This is a genomic window from Phenylobacterium sp. (genome assembly GCF_044358365.1).
In the GTDB taxonomy this organism is placed as follows: Bacteria; Pseudomonadota; Alphaproteobacteria; order Caulobacterales; family Caulobacteraceae; genus Phenylobacterium.
In genome coordinates, this window is the sequence record NZ_JBIKNZ010000003.1 from 1 (window position 1) to 16,504 (window position 16,504).

General features: G+C 65.7%; 12 protein-coding genes. 6 read left to right on the top strand and 6 right to left on the bottom strand.

Translation table 11 applies throughout. From position 1 onward, the window contains the following. Positions 1–74: 74 nt before the first annotated feature. Positions 75–350: a hypothetical protein gene (locus ACIQ3B_RS01430; protein WP_397399440.1), complete on the top strand. Its 276-nt coding sequence runs from the start codon at positions 75–77 to the stop codon at positions 348–350. Beyond that, positions 347–1,288 (top strand): phytanoyl-CoA dioxygenase family protein, encoded by a 942-nt coding sequence (locus ACIQ3B_RS01435; protein WP_397399442.1) that lies wholly within the window; start codon positions 347–349, stop codon positions 1,286–1,288. Before ACIQ3B_RS01430 ends, ACIQ3B_RS01435 begins: the two co-directional genes overlap by 4 nt. 31 nt (positions 1,289–1,319) lie before the next feature. On the opposite strand, the gene ACIQ3B_RS01440 is transcribed toward ACIQ3B_RS01435, so the two are convergent. Next, positions 1,320–2,159 carry a carbonic anhydrase gene (locus ACIQ3B_RS01440; RefSeq protein WP_397399444.1) on the bottom strand — a complete coding sequence of 280 codons (840 nt, stop codon included), beginning with the start codon at positions 2,157–2,159 and terminating at the stop codon, positions 1,320–1,322. Positions 2,160–2,297: 138 nt separating this feature from the next. Here ACIQ3B_RS01440 and ACIQ3B_RS01445 point away from each other — a divergent pair, with 138 nt between their 5' ends. Beyond that, positions 2,298–3,566 (top strand): cytochrome P450, encoded by a 1,269-nt coding sequence (locus ACIQ3B_RS01445; protein WP_397399446.1) that lies wholly within the window; start codon positions 2,298–2,300, stop codon positions 3,564–3,566. Between the two features lie 8 nt (positions 3,567–3,574). Here the strand turns inward: ACIQ3B_RS01445 and ACIQ3B_RS01450 are convergent, their stop codons facing one another. Beyond that, positions 3,575–4,564, bottom strand: a complete 990-nt coding sequence (locus ACIQ3B_RS01450; RefSeq protein WP_397399448.1) for an SDR family NAD(P)-dependent oxidoreductase — start codon at positions 4,562–4,564, stop codon at positions 3,575–3,577. Between the two features lie 364 nt (positions 4,565–4,928). On the opposite strand from ACIQ3B_RS01450, the gene ACIQ3B_RS01455 reads away from it, so the two are divergent. Continuing rightward, entirely contained in the window at positions 4,929–5,471 is a 543-nt protein-coding gene (locus ACIQ3B_RS01455; protein WP_397399450.1) for an adenylate/guanylate cyclase domain-containing protein, read from the top strand. Here ACIQ3B_RS01455 and ACIQ3B_RS01460 read toward each other — a convergent pair. Next, positions 5,468–6,196: a class I SAM-dependent methyltransferase gene (locus tag ACIQ3B_RS01460; RefSeq protein ID WP_397399452.1), complete on the bottom strand. Its 729-nt coding sequence runs from the start codon at positions 6,194–6,196 to the stop codon at positions 5,468–5,470. The two genes, ACIQ3B_RS01455 and ACIQ3B_RS01460, sit on opposite strands and share 4 nt — an antisense overlap. Positions 6,197–6,265: 69 nt before the next feature. On the opposite strand from ACIQ3B_RS01460, the gene ACIQ3B_RS01465 reads away from it, so the two are divergent. After that, positions 6,266–8,884: a ligase-associated DNA damage response DEXH box helicase gene (locus ACIQ3B_RS01465; protein ID WP_397399454.1), complete on the top strand. Its 2,619-nt coding sequence runs from the start codon at positions 6,266–6,268 to the stop codon at positions 8,882–8,884. A 143-nt stretch (positions 8,885–9,027) separates the two neighbouring features. Beyond that, the gene (pdeM, locus tag ACIQ3B_RS01470) at positions 9,028–9,723 is read left to right on the top strand and encodes a ligase-associated DNA damage response endonuclease PdeM (protein WP_397399456.1); all 696 of its coding nucleotides are present in this window, start codon (positions 9,028–9,030) and stop codon (positions 9,721–9,723) included. Here pdeM and ACIQ3B_RS01475 read toward each other — a convergent pair. The 3 genes from ACIQ3B_RS01475 to gltB form a co-directional block, all read right to left on the bottom strand. Beyond that, a complete protein-coding gene (locus ACIQ3B_RS01475; protein ID WP_397399458.1) occupies positions 9,705–10,199 on the bottom strand; it encodes a hypothetical protein in 495 nt (164 codons plus the stop codon). The genes pdeM and ACIQ3B_RS01475 overlap by 19 nt on opposite strands. Positions 10,200–10,260: 61 nt before the next feature. Further along, complete coding sequence (locus ACIQ3B_RS01480; RefSeq protein ID WP_397399460.1) at positions 10,261–11,712, bottom strand: glutamate synthase subunit beta; 1,452 nt, start codon at positions 11,710–11,712, stop codon at positions 10,261–10,263. Positions 11,713–11,732: 20 nt separating this feature from the next. Beyond that, positions 11,733–16,370, bottom strand: a complete 4,638-nt coding sequence (gltB, locus tag ACIQ3B_RS01485; protein ID WP_397399462.1) for a glutamate synthase large subunit — start codon at positions 16,368–16,370, stop codon at positions 11,733–11,735. Positions 16,371–16,504 lie beyond the last annotated feature (134 nt).

The following is a 16,504-nucleotide window of genomic DNA, read 5'->3' on the forward strand; positions in this document are numbered from 1 at the left end:
TCGCACATGAGCGTGCCGTGGGAGGCCTTGAACACCATGCCGAACTTCGCCCTCGGTTAAGGAAGCCAAAACCCGTGACCCGCCAGAAAGTCCTGGTCCTCTATCTGGCCAACAGCGCGCTGGACGCGCCGACCATCGCCTGGGCCGTCTATGACGGGACCGGCGAAAAACTGCATATGGCCGGCGACAGCGAAGAGGTTCCATACGTCACCGGTCTGGCCGCGCTGAAGGATGGTTGGCGACTGTTCCAGGCATCCCAGCTGAACCCGCATGCGCGGGGCGAGGAATTCGACATCGCCTATCTGAAGTACGAATTCTGGTTCGAACAACTGGTTGAGGTGACCCCATGAGCCAGGCCCCGCCCCTGCTCAGCTCCGCCCAGATGGCCCGCTTCGTGGCCCGCGGCTTCCTGCGATTCGATGCCGTGGTGCCGGACGACATCAACGCCCAGTTCATGGCCGAGGCCGGCGAGGTCGCCGAGCCGAAGCCGGGCGAGCGGCTGATGAAAACCTATGGCAAGGCGCTGGCGGCCAATGCGATCCCGGAGGTATCGGCGGGCACACCGCTCAGCCAGACCTATCCCGAGGGCAGCGCCATCTCGCGGTTGCTGGATCTGCCGCTGGTGCGCGGGGCGCTGCAAAGCCTGCTGGGCGATGACCCGGTGTTCGACCACCACTTTCTACACATCACGTTTCCGCCCGCCTATCACGCGGCCTCGGGCGGCGAGAGCGTCAGCCAGCATACCCACCAGGACTCGACCATCGACCCACGGCAGGCCTTCGATGTGCAGGTGATGTACTATCCGCACAAGGTGACCCGGCCCATGGGCGGCACGCGGTTCATCCCCGGCACCCACCTGCGCAAGGTCAGTGAAGTGGCGCTGGGGCGCTATCAGAACATCCGCGGGCAACAGCACATGGTCTGTGAAGCGGGCACCCTGCTCTTCCTGCATCACGGTATCTGGCACGGCGGCGGCGTGAACCTGTCGGACCGCACCCGCTACATGTTCAAGATCCGCGTGCACGCCTCTGGCTCACAGGTACGCCGCTGGGATGCTGAGCCGATTGAGCCGCGCGCCCCGCAAAGGCCTATCTTCTATGTGAAAACCCCGTCAGATCCGGAGAGCGTCGCGGCGATCCTGATGACGCCGGAGCCCTGGTTCGAGCAGGACACCGGACGCCTGGAGTTCGTGAACCGCGTGAAGCTGTGGCGCTACCTCAGCGGCGATCCATCGTTCGATGCGGACTACTGGATGACGCGGCTGGAGGCCGAGGGGGCGCCGGCCTGAAGATCCGGCGCACGCCACGGCAACCCGACAGCTAGCTCCGCGCCGGGGTGACCTTGCCGTCGTCCAGATCGTAACGCGCCGCGACGATCTTGAGTTTGCCAGCCAGCACGCGCGCGCGCAGCGGCGGGCTGTTCACGAAAATCTCGGCCGCCGCATGGCTGGCGTTGATCGAGACAACCGCATCCAGCTTGTCTGGCGCGTCGGCCGGAGCCGCACGCACGGCGGGTGCAATCAAGGCAGCCAGCGCTCCGATCTTGGTGCCGGCGTCGTTCGGATCGCCCTTCCCCGCCAGTGCGTCGATGGTTGCCTTCACCGCGCCGCAGCGCTCGTGACCCAGCACCATGATCAGGGTCGAACCCAGGTGGATGACCGAATACTCCAGCGAAGCGAGCAGGGCGTCGTCCACCACATTGCCGGCCACGCGGCAGACAAACAGATCTCCGAGGCCCTGGTCGAACAGCAGTTCCGGCGGAACCCGGCTGTCGGCGCAGGTCAGGATCGTGGCGAATGGGGTCTGGCCCGCCGCCACCTTGCCGCGCCGTGCCAGGTCGTTGTTGGGGTGGGCCGAAAAGCCGGACACATAGCGCTCATTGCCGGCGACGAGGCGGGCCATGGCCTCCTCCGGGCCGACGGATGCGCCGGTATGCGCCGCGGCGGGCGCCGGCGCCGGGGCGGTCGCGGGTTTTGCGGCGGGTTTGGGCGCTGCCCGCGAACGGCGCGGGGCAGGTTTGCGGGGCGCCGCATTGCGGCCAGCGGCTTCTTCGGCTTCCTGAGCGATGGCAGCTCCGGTCGCCAAAAGGCCCGCGCCCAGGCCAAGCACCAGATGGCGACGCGAGAGAGGGCGGCGGGGAGGTGCGATGTGACGATGCATTTCTGGCCTGTGCCCCGGCGACTCAACGGAAGATCGAGTATCCAGGCCAAGCCTTAAGAGTCGGTTCCGAACATTCTTCTCTTCCAAAACGTCGGTTATCGGCGTTCACTGTCGAACAACGAACGTGAGGAAATGACCATGGCGGCGGACGGAAACATGGCTGGGCTGGAAGCGGCGCGAGCCGAGGCCTATGCGCTCCCTCTGGAAAAACTGAACCCGGCACAGCCGAAGCTGTTTCAGGCAGATGCGATGTGGCCAATCTTCGAGCGTCTTCGCGCTGAAGACCCCGTCCACTACTGCACCGAGCACGAGTTCGGCCCCTACTGGTCCATCACCAGGTACAACGACATCATGGCGATCGACACCAATCATCAGGTGTTCTCGTCAGACTATATGCTGGGCGGCATCACCATTGCGGGCGGCCAGTCGAACATGGATCCGCTGCCGATGTTCATCGCCATGGACCCGCCCAAACATGATGTCCAGCGCAAGGCGGTGACGCCGGCGGTCTCGCCGATGAACCTGGCGTTGATGGCGCCGCAGATCCGTGAACGCGCCGGCCAGATCCTCGACAGCCTGCCGATCGGCGAGGAGTTTGACTGGGTCGAGCGCGTCTCGAAAGAGCTTACCGGCATGACGCTGGCCACCCTCTTCGACATGCCGCAGGAAGACCGTCGCCAGCTGATCTACTGGTCTGACGTGGTCACCGCCGCGCCGGGTCAGGGCCTGATCGACACCCTGGAACAGAAGATGGCGATTTTCGGCGAGTACCACGCCTATTTCACCAAGCTGTGGAACGCCAAGGTCAACGCGCCGCCGTCGGGCGACCTGATCTCGATGCTGGCCCACAGCCCGGCGACCCGGAACATGGAACCGCGGGAATTCTTCGGCAACGTGGTGCTGCTCACCGTGGGCGGAAACGACACCACCCGCAACACCATCTCCGGTTCGGTCCTGGCGCTGAACCAGAACCCTGACCAGTACGCAAAGCTGCGCGCCAATCCCGAACTGATCACCTCGATGGTCTCGGAAACGATCCGGTGGCAGACGCCTCTGGCCCACATGCGCCGGACGGCGCTGCAGGACTATGAGTTTCGGGGCAAGCAGATCAAGAAGGGCGACAAGGTTGTCATGTGGTACGTCTCCGGCAACCGAGACGAAGAGGTCATCGAGCGACCGAACGACTACATCATTGATCGCGACCGTCCGCGCCAGCACATCTCGTTCGGCTTCGGCATTCACCGCTGCGTGGGCAACCGGCTGGCCGAGCTACAGCTGACCATCATCTGGGAAGAAATCCTGAAGCGCTTCCCCGAAATCCGTGTGGTCGCCCCGCCGAAGCGGGTCTATTCCACCTTCGTCAAAGGCTACGAGACGCTGCCAGTGGTGATCCCGCAGCGGGCCTAAAGGGGTCCCTATCCCTCGGACGCCGCCGCCACATTCAATCGCCAACCAGCCTCTGTGGCCATGCGCTGGTAAAAGCCCGCCTCGTAGGCCTGTTCCGGATCCGCCCGGACCATGCTGTCGAGCGCATGCGCGTCCTCACCCACCAGGATGCGCCAGCGGTCGGCCTTCACGCCGTCCAGAATGACCTTGGCGGCCTCCGCGGCGCTCATCGGCGCATCGTCGTGGAAGCGGCGGGCCTGTTCGGCGACCAGGGCCTGGATCCCGGCGTCCGGGATCGCGGCAGCGTCGATCCCTGCGGCGGCCATGCGGGTGCGCGCACGGGCAAGTTCGTCGGCCGACATGGCGTCATCGTCGGTGCCGGCGATCACCTTGCGGGAATTGGCGACGATCTCGGTGCCGATGTGGCCGGGCATCACCACCGAACATTTGATGTGGGGCGCGGTCAGCCGCAGGTCGGTGACCAGCGCCTCGGTGAAGCCCTTCACCGCAAACTTCGCCGCGGCGTACGCCGTGTGCGACACGTGGGGGCCCAGGCTGGCCCAGAAGCCGTTGACCGACGAGGTATTGATGATGTGCGCCTCGTCCGCAGCCTGCATCAGCGGCAGGAAGGTACGCACCCCCAGATAGACCCCACCCCAGCAGACGTTGAACGTGAGTTCCCATTCGGCGCGGTCGGTGTTGATCATTGACCCGCCCCCGCCGATGCCGGCGTTGTTGAAGAGCAGGTGCAGGCGATCCATGTCGTGGGCCGCCAGCGCCGCGTCGCGGAAGGCGATCAGCTGGGCTTCATCGGACACATCGGCCAGGTGCGCCGTGATGCGGGCGCCCTGGGGCACGCCGTCGGCCTGGGCCAGCGCAATGGTGCGTTCCATGTTCTTCATCGAGACGTCGCACATGGCGACGCTGCAACCCTCGGCGATCAGCTGGCGCGCCAGCTCTCGACCCATGCCCGTGCCGCCGCCCGTGACCACTGCGAATTTTCCGGCGAAGTCTTTCATCACGATCCTCCCAAGGTTTCGCGCACCATAATCCCGACAGAGCATGACGCTGGGTCAGCACGAATCGATCCAAACGGCCCGCGTGACAGTCGCCGATTTGCGGTGCGATAGTACGGCTGCGGAGGGTTTTGGGGGTGACGCAGGCGATAGAGACCGGGGTTCAGACGGCCCCGCGCGCGCGGAATCTGGCGCGTGGGCCCCGGCTGCGATTTGCGATGGCCGTCATCGCCCTGATGTGCCTGCTGATGGCGCCGCTGTTCGTCGAGAATATCGACCGAGCTGCGCCAAAGCCGGTCGGCGGACAGGTGGACTATTCCGCACACGGACCGCTTACCGCCCCCGTCCTGCTTGGCGGACAGTGGCGATGTCGGCGATGCTGGTGGCGATCAATGCCCGGCGCGCGGCGCGCGGCGGCATCGACCTAAGGCTGGGCGTTGGCATCGCCAGCGGCGAGGTGGTGGCCGGCACCATCGGCTCGCCCAAACGCATGGACTACACAGTGATCGGGGACTCGGTGAACCTGGCCTCGCGTCTCGAGAAGATCACCAAGACCTATGGCGTGGGCATTGTAATCTGTGAAGACACGGCCAGAGCGGTCGGCGGCGCCCACCGCCTGCGCGAACTTGACACCATCCGGGTGCGGGGCCGCACCCAACCTTCCAAGATTTTCCAGGTGGTCACGGCCGAGGCGCCGCTGAGCCAGGCCGCGATTGCGACCTATGCCGAGGGGCGGACGGCGATGGCGGAAGGCCGCTGGGCAGATGCGGTGGCGGCGTTCGAGGCTGCCCTCGTCCTGGCGCCGGGCGACCGGCCCGCCGCCCTGATGCTGGAACGCTGCCGCATCCTGGTCGGCGAACCGCCTGCGACCGACTGGGACGGCGTCTGGGATTCACCGCGCGCAGCTTAGGGCTTGGCCCGACAGGGTTTGATGTCGGTCGGCTTCGGGCGAGCCTTCGGCGCCTCGAAGATGGCGATGTAGCCGGTTCCGCCGGCCATATCGATATGGGAGACCCGGCGATATCCCACGGCTTCAAACTCACACCTGAGCAGGGCCGGCGGCGTACCGTGGTTCTCGATTTTCCGATCAAGGTCGATGACGCCAACAAGACCACCGGGCTTCATGGCGCCCGCCAGGTTCCACAGCAGGGCGTAGGGGCTCTCGATCTCATGGTACATGTGGACCAGCACCGCACGGTCCATGGTCGCCGCAGGCAATTTCGGATCGTCGGCGGTCCCGATGACGATCCTGACGTTGGCAAGCTTGCGGCGTTCGGCCTCGCGGCGAAGGCCCGCGACATAGGCCTCCACGATGTCTTCGGCATAGACGAGGCCCTGCGGTCCGACGGCCGGCGACAGCCGCAGGGTATGGTACCCCGACCCTGCACCGATGTCGGCCACCACCATGCCCTTGCGGATGCCCAGCGCACGGATCAACTGCCCCGATTCATCAGCGGCGTCCCGGTCGGGGCCGCTGGACCACTCCGGTGAAACGATGCCCGCGACGGGACGGTCTGCCGCCGGGAATCCTGCCGGATCGCGGACGGTTGGGGGGACCGGTGCGCCAACGCTGGCGGAAGGCGGTGAGCAGGCGCAGAGCAGGGTTGCGACCAGGGCGGCGAGACTGTTCCTCATGGGCGTTACTCAACCCGAATCCACGACCAACACCAGTGAAACGGAAAGTGAACGTGATATGGATGGCGTATGGCTGACGCCGCCAGACCTGCCGACGACCACTTGCCGCCTGCGTTCCGGAACTGGTTCGCGGGGCGCGGCTGGACCGCGCGCTCACATCAGCTGGAGATGGTGGCAAAGGGAATGGAGGGCCGTGACGCCCTGCTGATCGCGCCCACCGGCGGCGGCAAGACGCTGGCAGGGTTTCTGCCCAGTCTGATCGACCTGTCGCAGAGGCCCCCCGCCAATACGCCAAGAGGCCTGCACACCATCTACATCTCACCTCTGAAAGCGCTGGCGGTGGATGTAGAGCGAAACCTGGGGGCGCCTATCGCCGAGATGGGCCTGAAGATTGTGGCTGAGAGCCGTACCGGGGACACCGGCATCGCGCGCCGCCAACGCCAGAGGATCAAGCCCCCGGACATCTTGCTGACCACGCCCGAGCAACTGGCCTTGCTGTGCGCCTGGGAAGGCGCGCGGCTGTTCTTCGAAGACCTGCGCTGCGTGATCCTGGATGAAATCCACACGCTGCATTCGTCGAAACGCGGCGACCTGCTGGCGCTGGATCTGGCCCGGCTTCAGGTGCTGGCTCCGGCGATGCGCCGCGTCGGGCTGAGCGCGACGGTGGACGATCCCGAGGTGATCAAGGCCTGGATGGGGAACCATCGGGCGGTTGAGGTGGTGGGGGGTGGGACCCGCCTTGCTCCTCCCTCGCCGGAAAAGGGGGATCGCCTTGACGCGAATAAAGGGAGCATGTGGGGCGCGCCGAGCCTGGGGCTGGCCCCCTCCCCCGCTTCGCGGTCCCCCTCCCCCGATGGGGGAGGAACAAAGGAGATCGACCTCGTCCGTGGGCCGGCCGGCGCGCAGCCCATTGTGGACATGCTGTTGTCGGAAGGCCGGGTGCCGTGGGCGGGACATACAGCCAAACACGCGATGGCCGAAGTCTATGAGGTGATCAGAAAGAGCCGGATCGCCCTGGTGTTCGTCAACACGCGGTTTCAGGCGGAGTTTGCCTTTCAGGAACTCTGGCGGCTGAACGACGACAGCCTTCCCATCGCCCTGCATCACGGCAGCCTGGCGGCCGAGCAGCGGCGCAAGGTGGAGGCGGCCATGGCCCGGGGCGAGCTTCGCGCCGTGGTCTGCACCTCAACTCTGGATCTTGGAATCGACTGGGGCGATGTGGACCTGGTGATCCAGCTGGCCAGCCCCAAGGGCGCATCGCGGATGGTGCAACGGATCGGACGCGCCAATCATCGGCTGGACGAGCCATCACGCGCGCTGTTCGTGCCGGCCAACCGGTTTGAAATGCTGGAGTGCCAGGCCGCGCGCGAAGCCATCGCCGAGAACCGGCTGGACGGCGACCCGGCCCGGGTGGGCGCGCTGGACGTTCTGGCGCAACACGTCATGGGGTGCGCGGTCTCCGAACCCTTCGAACTGCTGGCGCTCTACGACGAGGTCCGCTCCGCCGGACCCTATCGCGACCTCATCTGGGAGGACTTCGAGCAGGTCGTCGATTTCGTTTCCACGGGCGGCTACGCGCTGAAGACCTACGACCGGTTTCGCCGGATCGTGCAGGGGCAGGACGGCCTGTGGCGCGTGCGCGACCTGCCGACCGCCCAGCGCCACCGGTTGAACGTCGGCGCCATTGTCTCACCGGCCATGCTGGCGGTGCGGATCGCCATGCGCGGCGGTCGAGGCGGCAGGAAGATCGGCGAGGTCGAGGAGGGCATGCTGGAGATGCTGGACCCAGGCGACACCTTCGTGTTCGCCGGTCAGGTCTGGTCGCTGGTGGGTGTGACCAATCTCGATGTGCTGGTGAAGCCGGCCAACGACAAGGATCCCAAGATGCCGTCCTGGGGCGGTTCGAAGTTCGCGCTGTCCACCTACCTGGCAAAGCGGGTGCGGCAGTTGATGTTCGATCAGAACCAATGGGGCGTATTGCCGGCCGATGTCCGCGAATGGCTGGAGGCCCAAAGAGATCGATCCCGGATCGTGGGCGAGGACGAGCTGCTACTGGAGACCTTTCCGCGCGGCAAGCGCAACTTCATGGTGATCTATCCGTTCGAGGGCCGGCTGGCCCACACGACGCTGGCCATGCTGCTGACACGCCGTCTTGAGCGTCTCGGCATCGGGCCAATGGGGTTTGTCTGCAACGACTATGCGCTGGCGATCTGGGCGCTGAATCCGATGGACGCACTGGACCATGAGGAGTTGTTCGCCGAGGACATGCTGGGCGACGACCTGGAATCATGGCTCTCCGAGAGCTTGATGATGAAGCGAGCCTTCAAGGGTTGTGCGATCATTTCCGGGCTGATCGAGCGGCGGTTCCCGGGACAGGAACAAAAGACGGGGCGCCAGATCACCTTTTCAACCGACCTGATCTACGACGTCCTGCGCCGCCATCAGCCGGACCATCTGTTACTGCGTTGCGCGCGGGCCGATGCGGCGACCGGCCTGGTGGATGTAGCGCGGCTGGCGGGGATGCTGGCGCGGATCAAGGGCCGGATCCGTCATGCGCCGCTCGAACATCTGTCGCCGTTCTCGGTGCCGATCCTGCTGGAGATCGGCAAGGAGCGCTCCCCTGGCGGGGCGGCCGACATGATCCTGGCGGAAGCCGAGGACGAGCTGATCGCCGAGGCCATGGGATGAGGCAGGATGTAGGATCTCTAGTTCCTCCCCCCTCGGGGGAGGGGGACCGCGAAGCGGTGGAGGGGGCTTCCGCCGCCGCGATCGTTCCGGATGAAGCCCCCTCCGTCGGCTTCGCCGCCACATCCCCCAAGGGGGGAGGAACTGTGGCCCTCAATGCGTGTGGAGGACTCAGGATTGCCCTCGGCGCCGGCGAGGTCGTCCTGCGATGCTCCGGCGCACTATGGCTGGAGGCTGTCAGGACGCTCGTGGTGGCGGACCTGCATCTCGAGAAAGGGTCGAGCTATGCCGCGCGCGGTCAGATGCTGCCGCCCTATGACACCCGCGAGACCCTGCAACGGCTGGAGGCGGAGATAGCGGCGCTGGTCCCCGACACCGTTGTCCTGCTGGGCGACACCTTCCATGACCGGCGCAGCGAAGACCGGCTGGCGGCGGACGACACCGATCGGCTACGAAGGCTGGCGGCGGGTCGCAGGCTGGTCTGGGTCATCGGCAACCACGACGCCGACGGGCCGCAGAATCTGCCAGGTGATGCGGTGGACGAACTTGTGCTGGCGGGGCTCACCTTCCGACACGAGCCGCAACCCGGTCTGCAACCCGGCGAAGTGGCCGGCCACCTGCACCCGGCGGCGCGCGTCAGGGCGCCGCGCGGGACAGTGCGTCGCCGCTGCTTCATCACCGACGGCCAGCGGATCATCCTGCCGGCTTTCGGCGCCTATGCGGGCGGGCTGAACGTGCGCGATGCCGCGTTCGCCGGGATGTTTTCAGCGACGCCTCTCGCCGGAGTGCTGGGCGCCGCGCGGGTACGCGCCGTGGGCTGGCGTCAATTGGCGGGGGACTGAGAGCGGGCGGGGTCCCTGGCCGCCAACCCTTTGTTGTGGTCCCGCTCCAATGCTTCCTGCGCAGCCATGACCTCGGCCTTGAGTTGCTGCGCTGTCTTCACCAGCTTCACTGGCGCCTTCTGCTCTACGCCAAGCGGCTTGGCCCAGGGGTTGAAGCCGATGCAGTGGCCGCTCAGGTTACCGCACTGGCGAAGTTCGCCAGTCTTGCTGTCCATCACAACGACAACCTGCTCGTCGTCGTTGAGACTTGCGGCCTGGGGGTCCACGACAGCTGGCTGAACGCTCTGGGCTGACACCGCTGGGCGCAACTGCTCCCACAAATCGCCCGGCGTGTAGAGCCCCACCGCTACATAGCGGCCGCGTTGGCCTGGACTGCTGAAGGGCCCAAACGCTTCCGCCGCCGGCGCCTCTTCCTTTTTCGCACAGCCGACCAAGGCGAGAAAGATGAGCCCTGTCGCCAACACCTTCGCGTCCATAGCAGAGATCTCCGGCCTATCACAAAAGCGTGATCTCATCGGAGCCGGCTGTCAACCTGCGCTATCGCGGCAGCTTCGACACCCCCATAAGGTGCGCATCGATGGCGCGGGCGCACTGGCGGCCTTCGCGGATGGCCCAGACCACGAGCGACTGACCGCGACGGGCGTCTCCGCAGGCGAAGATCCGGGCGTCGGAGGTGCGGTAGTCCTGCACGTTGGCCTTGACGTTGCCGCGGGCGTCCAGCTCGACGGCGCTCTGCTCGATAAGTCCCGACTTGCGGGGCCCCACGAACCCCATGGCCAGCAGCACCAGGTCAGCCTTCAGCTCAAAGGCCGACCCTTCGACTTCACGCATCTGCATGCGGCCGTCATCGCCGGCGACCCATTCCAGGCGGGCGCAATCGAGCGCGGTTACACGACCATCCTGCCCCAGCGCGCGGCGGGTGGCGACGGCGAAGTCGCGCTCGACGCCTTCCTGCTGTGAGGAAGAGGTGCGCATCTTCAGCGGCCAGTCAGGCCAGGTCAGCGCCTTGTTCTCGTGCTCGGGCGGCTGCGGCATGATCTCGAGCTGGACGACCGAGGCCGCGCCCTGGCGGTTTGAAGTACCGATGCAGTCGGAGCCGGTGTCACCGCCGCCGATCACCACCACGTGCTTGCCCTTTGCCGACAGCGTGCCGGCGGGCGCCGCTACGTCCTCTTGATCGCCCGCATTGCGCTTGTTCTGCTGGGTCAGGAACTCCATGGCATAGTGGATGCCGTCCAGATCCCGGCCGTGGGCGTTCAGGTCGCGGGGGTCTTCAGCGCCGTTGGCCATGACCAGCACATCGTAGTCATCCAGCAGCCGCTGGACCGAGACGTCGACACCGACCTCGAAATTGCAGCGGAAGATGACGCCCTCCGCCTCCATCTGCCGGATGCGCCGGTCGATGAGGTGCTTTTCCATCTTGAAGTCGGGAATGCCGTACCGCAGCAGGCCGCCGGGACGGTCCGACTTCTCGAACACTGTGGTCGCATGGCCCGCGCGCGCCAACTGCTGGGCGCAGGCCAGGCCAGCCGGGCCCGAACCGACCACGGCCACGCGCTTTCCGGTGCCGCGCTCCGAGGGCTGGGGCGTGACCCAGCCTTCTTCCCATCCGCGATCAATGATCTGGCACTCGATCGACTTGATCGTGACCGGCGTATCCGGGATGTTCAGCGTACAGGACGCCTCGCATGGGGCAGGGCAGATGCGACCGGTGAATTCCGGAAAATTGTTCGTGGACTGCAGGTTGTCCAGCGCATCGCGCCATTGGTCGCGATAAACCAGATCGTTGAAATCCGGGATCTGGTTGTTCACCGGGCAGCCCTGGTGACAGAACGGGATCCCGCAGCTCATGCAGCGGGACGCCTGCTGCTGCAGTTCAGCCTGCGGCAGGGGTTCGACGAATTCCTTCCAGTGCTTCAGGCGTTCGGCCACGGGCGCGTAGCCGCGGTCATGACGCTCGATCTCCAGGAAGCCGGTGGGCTTGCCCATGTAGTCCCCCGTAAACTTTACTATTCAGCCGCGACGGCGGCGGCGGCGGCGGCGCGCTCGCGCGCCATATCGGTGAGTGCGCGGCGGTAGTCCTTTGGCATGACCTTGACGAAGGACAGGAGAGCCTTGTCCCAGTTATCCAGGATCTCGGCCGCGCGCTTGCTACCGGTATGCAGGTGATGGCGCTCGATCAGGATGCGCAACCGCTCTGCATCGAAGGCCAATAGGTCGCCCATGCCATTGTTGTCCACCGAGACGGAGCGCTGGCCGGGTCGACCCGCGTCATCGCCGCCCTGGGCGGGCCCAACCGGCTCAAGATCGACCATGGCCTTGTTGCAAAGCGGATCGAAGCGGCGTCGGGGATCGTAGACATAGGCCACGCCGCCACTCATGCCAGCCGCGAAATTTCGGCCGGTATCGCCGAGAACGACCACGACGCCGCCGGTCATGTACTCGCAGCCGTGGTCGCCCACGCCCTCGACGACCGCCACCGCGCCGGAATTCCGCACGGCGAACCGCTCGCCGGCCACGCCCTCAAGATAGGCTTCACCCGCGATCGCGCCGTAGAGCACCGTATTGCCCACGACGATGTTCTGGGTCGGGTCACGCAGCGATCCCGCAGGCTGACGCACCACCACGCGGCCGCCGGACAGGCCCTTGCCCACATAGTCGTTGGCGTCCCCGACAAGAGTCAGGCTGACGCCCCGCGCCGCAAAGGCGCCGAAGCTCTGGCCGGCCGTACCCTTGAACATGAGCGCGATCGTGTCATCGGCCAGACCCGCATGGCCATAGCGCTTGGCCACCTCACCGGAGAGCATCGCACCTACGGTTCGGTTGATGTTGCGCACGGCGTATTCGCCGCGAACCGGCGACCCCTTCTCAAGAGCCTCCTGCGCATCGGCGATCAGGGTGTGGTCCAGAGCGTGCTCCAGGCCATGGTTCTGGTGCTCGGCATTACGCAGGCTCTTCTGGCCCTGGTCCGGCACGGAATAGAGGATGCGTGACAGGTCGATACCGTGGGCCTTCCAGTGGTCCAGCGCCGGAGCCATGTTGAGACGATCAACCCGACCGATCATCTCGGCGACCGTCCGGAAGCCCAGCTGGGCCATGATCGCCCGCAGTTCCTCGGCCACGAAGAAGAAGTAGTTGATCACATGCTCGGGCTGGCCGGTGAAGCGCGCGCGCAGCACCGGATCCTGGGTCGCGACCCCTACCGGGCAGGTGTTGAGGTGGCACTTGCGCATCATGATACAGCCCGCCGCGATCAGCGGAGCAGTAGCAAACCCGAATTCATCGGCCCCCAGCAACGCGCCGATGGCCACGTCCCGGCCGGTACGGAGGCCCCCGTCCACCTGCACCGCAATGCGGGCGCGCAGGCCGTTGAGCAGCAGCGTCTGCTGGGTCTCGGCCAGGCCGATTTCCCAGGGCGATCCAGCATGGGTCAGGGAGGTCAGTGGGGAGGCGCCAGTACCGCCCTCGAAGCCAGAAATGGTGACATGATCGGCCCGGGCCTTGGCGACGCCGGCCGCCACGGTGCCCACGCCCACCTCCGAGACCAGCTTCACAGAAATCCGCGCCTTCGAATTCACGTTCTTCAGGTCGTGGATCAGCTGGGCCAGATCCTCGATCGAATAGATATCGTGATGCGGCGGCGGGCTGATCAGGCCTACGCCCGGCGTCGAGTGACGTACACGGGCGATGTTGGCGTCGACCTTGTGGCCGGGAAGCTGGCCGCCTTCGCCGGGCTTGGCGCCCTGTGCCATCTTGATCTGGATGTCGTCGGCGTTGACCAGATACTCGGTGGTCACGCCGAACCGGCCCGAGGCGACCTGCTTGATCGCCGAACGCATGGAGTCGCCATTGGCCATCCGGACGAAGCGATCCGGCTCCTCACCGCCTTCGCCCGTGTTGGACCGACCACCGATGCGGTTCATGGCGATCGCCAGCGTGGTGTGGGCTTCCCGGCTGATCGAGCCAAACGACATGGCTCCCGTGGAGAAGCGCTTGACGATCTCCGACGCCGGTTCGACCTCGTCCAACGGGACCGCGGCGCCGTCGGTGAAACGCATCAGGCCGCGGATGGTGAGCAGGCGTTCGCTCTGCTCGTTGATCTCATCGGCGAAGCGCTGGTAGGCGTCGGGCAGGTTGCCGCGAACGGCGTGCTGAAGGCCCGAGACCGCTTCCGGCGTCCAGGCATGGCTCTCGCCGCGCAGCCGCCAACCGTACTGGCCGCCTACATCCAGCATCGTCCGGTAAATTGGATTGTCGCCGAAGGCGTCGCGGTGGCGGCGGACGCTTTCCTTGGCGATCTCGATCAGGCCGGCCCCCTGAATGGTCGAGGCTGTGCCGGTGAAGTACCGGTCGATCAGGTCGGTCGACAAGCCAACGGCGTCGAAAATCTGGGCGCCGCAATAGGACTGGTAGGTGGAGATGCCCATCTTGGACATCACCTTCATGATGCCCTTGCCAACCGCCTTGATATAGTTCTTGCGGACCTCGTAAGCTGAAAGCGTGAGGCCGTTGCGGACCCGTAACTGCTCCAGGGTCTGGAAGGCGAGGTAGGGATTGACGGCCTCGGCGCCATAGCCGGCCAGCACACAGAAGTGATGCACCTCGCGGGCCTCGCCGGTCTCGACGACCAGGCCGGTCTGCATACGCAGGCCCTGGCGGATCAGGTGATGGTGCACCGCCGCCGTAGCCAGGGCCGCCGGGATTGGAATGCGGTCCGCGGAGACCTCGCGGTCAGACAGGATGAGTATATTGTTGTCGGCCAGCACGGCGTCGGTGGCCTCACGGCAAAGGCGCTCGATGGCCGCATCGAGGCCGTCGGCGCCCTCCTCCGCCGCCCAGGTGGCATCGAGGGTGGCGGTGCGGAAAGCGCCATCCAGCAGCTCATTTACGGCGCGGATCTTGGCCAGATCTTCATCGGTGAGGATGGGTTGGGCCACTTCCAGCCGCTTGTGGGTTCCGGCGTTGCGGCCCAGCAGGTTGGGTCGGGGGCCGATCATGGACACAAGGCTCATGACCAGCTCCTCGCGGATCGGATCGATCGGCGGGTTGGTGACCTGAGCGAAGTTCTGCTTGAAGTACTCGTATATCAGCTTCGGACGCTGCGAGAGTACGGCGATGGGCGTGTCGGCGCCCATGGAGCCGATAGGATCGTCCCCGTCGCGGCCCATGGGCTCCAGGAAGAACTGCAGGTCTTCCTGGGTGTAACCAAACGCCTGCTGGCGATCGAGAAGGGTCTCGGGGTCATTGGTGACCGCTTCGCCGACGACGCCCTCCATGGAGAGCTCTTCCAGCTTGAACTGGGTTTCCGCCAGCCATTCCTCATAGGGTTCGGCTTCGGCGAGGGTCCGCTTGATCTCCTCGTCCTCGATGATGCGGCCTTCTTCCATGTCGATGAGCAGCATCTTGCCGGGCTGAAGACGCCACTTACGGACGATGCGCGCTTCCGGAACGTCCAGCACGCCGACCTCGGAAGCCATGATCACGTGGTCTTCGTCAGTGATCACGAAACGCGCCGGGCGCAGACCGTTCCGATCCAGGGTGGCGCCGATCTGGCGGCCATCCGTGAAGGCCACCGCAGCAGGGCCGTCCCAAGGCTCCATAAGCGCGGCGTGATACTCGTAGAAAGCCTTCCGCTTGGCGTCCATCAGCGGATTGCCGGCCCAAGCCTCCGGGATCAGCATCATCACCGCCTGGGCCAACGGAATTCCGCCTGCCACCAGCAGCTCGAGCGCATTGTCGAGGCAGGCGGTGTCTGACTGGCCGTGCGGGATCAGCGGCCACATCTTGTTGAGGTCCGGGCCGATCAGGTCGCTTTCCAGCGAACGGCGCCGTGCGTTCATCCAGTTCACATTGCCGCGGACCGTGTTGATCTCGCCGTTATGGGCAATGAACCGGTACGGGTGGGCCAGCTTCCAGGACGGGAAGGTGTTGGTGGAGAATCGTTGGTGGACCAGCGCCAGGGCCGACGTGCATCGCTCGTCCGACAGGTCCTTGTAGAAGGTCCCCACCTGGCCGGCCAGCAACAGGCCCTTGTAGACCACGGTGCGCGTGGACAGGGATGGTAGGTAAACGTTGACCAGATCCGGCAGGCCCCGCTTGGCCGCGACGTCGGCCAAGGGATTCTGGAACTGCTTGCGCACGGCCAGCAGCTTGCGCTCGTGAGCGTCCTGGTCCTTTACATTGGGACCCCGGCCGATAAACGCCTGCCGCACCACCGGCATCGACGCCAGCACGGCTTCGCCCAGGCCTGTCGGATCCGTGGGCACGTCGCGCCACCCGATCAGCGGCTGCTTTTCCACGCGCAGGAAGTGCTCGAACTGCTCCATGGCCGCAGTTCGGCTAAGCGGATCCTGCGGCAGGAAGCACATTGCGACCGCATATTCGCCTGGCGGCGGGAGCTCAACGCCAGCCTCTTCGGCCCAGGCGCGGTACAGGACATCGGGAATCTGGATAAGGCAGCCCGCACCATCACCCACAAGCGGGTCGGCGCCCACGGCGCCGCGATGGTCGATATTCAGCAGGATCTGCAGACCGGACCGGACAACCTCGTGCGATTTGCGGCCTTTGATATTCGCGACAAAGCCCACGCCGCACGCATCGTGCTCGTTCGCCGGATCGTACAGTCCTTGCGGCTTGGGCAGTCCCATCGTCGTCTCTCACACAAGCACGCGTAACCGCGACCCGATACCTCACTTGAGGAGGGCCGTACGTGCATCTCGGGCGCATTTACCCGGCATGATCGGCCCTTGTCGATGGGCAGGACCGCTGGCCGGGGGCAGAA

What these genes read in the sequence shown, in the direction of transcription:
- ACIQ3B_RS01435 (WP_397399442.1), top strand. Translation starts at nt 347, where the DNA reads ATGAGCCAGGCCCCGCCCCTGCTCAGCTCCGCCCAGATGGCCCGCTTC.
- ACIQ3B_RS01440 (WP_397399444.1), bottom strand. Translation starts at nt 2,159, where the DNA reads ATGCATCGTCACATCGCACCTCCCCGCCGCCCTCTCTCGCGTCGCCAT.
- ACIQ3B_RS01445 (WP_397399446.1), top strand. Translation starts at nt 2,298, where the DNA reads ATGGCGGCGGACGGAAACATGGCTGGGCTGGAAGCGGCGCGAGCCGAG.
- ACIQ3B_RS01450 (WP_397399448.1), bottom strand. Translation starts at nt 4,564, where the DNA reads ATGAAAGACTTCGCCGGAAAATTCGCAGTGGTCACGGGCGGCGGCACG.
- ACIQ3B_RS01455 (WP_397399450.1), top strand. Translation starts at nt 4,929, where the DNA reads ATGTCGGCGATGCTGGTGGCGATCAATGCCCGGCGCGCGGCGCGCGGC.
- ACIQ3B_RS01460 (WP_397399452.1), bottom strand. Translation starts at nt 6,196, where the DNA reads ATGAGGAACAGTCTCGCCGCCCTGGTCGCAACCCTGCTCTGCGCCTGC.
- ACIQ3B_RS01465 (WP_397399454.1), top strand. Translation starts at nt 6,266, where the DNA reads ATGGCTGACGCCGCCAGACCTGCCGACGACCACTTGCCGCCTGCGTTC.
- ACIQ3B_RS01475 (WP_397399458.1), bottom strand. Translation starts at nt 10,199, where the DNA reads ATGGACGCGAAGGTGTTGGCGACAGGGCTCATCTTTCTCGCCTTGGTC.
- ACIQ3B_RS01480 (WP_397399460.1), bottom strand. Translation starts at nt 11,712, where the DNA reads ATGGGCAAGCCCACCGGCTTCCTGGAGATCGAGCGTCATGACCGCGGC.
- gltB (WP_397399462.1), bottom strand. Translation starts at nt 16,370, where the DNA reads ATGGGACTGCCCAAGCCGCAAGGACTGTACGATCCGGCGAACGAGCAC.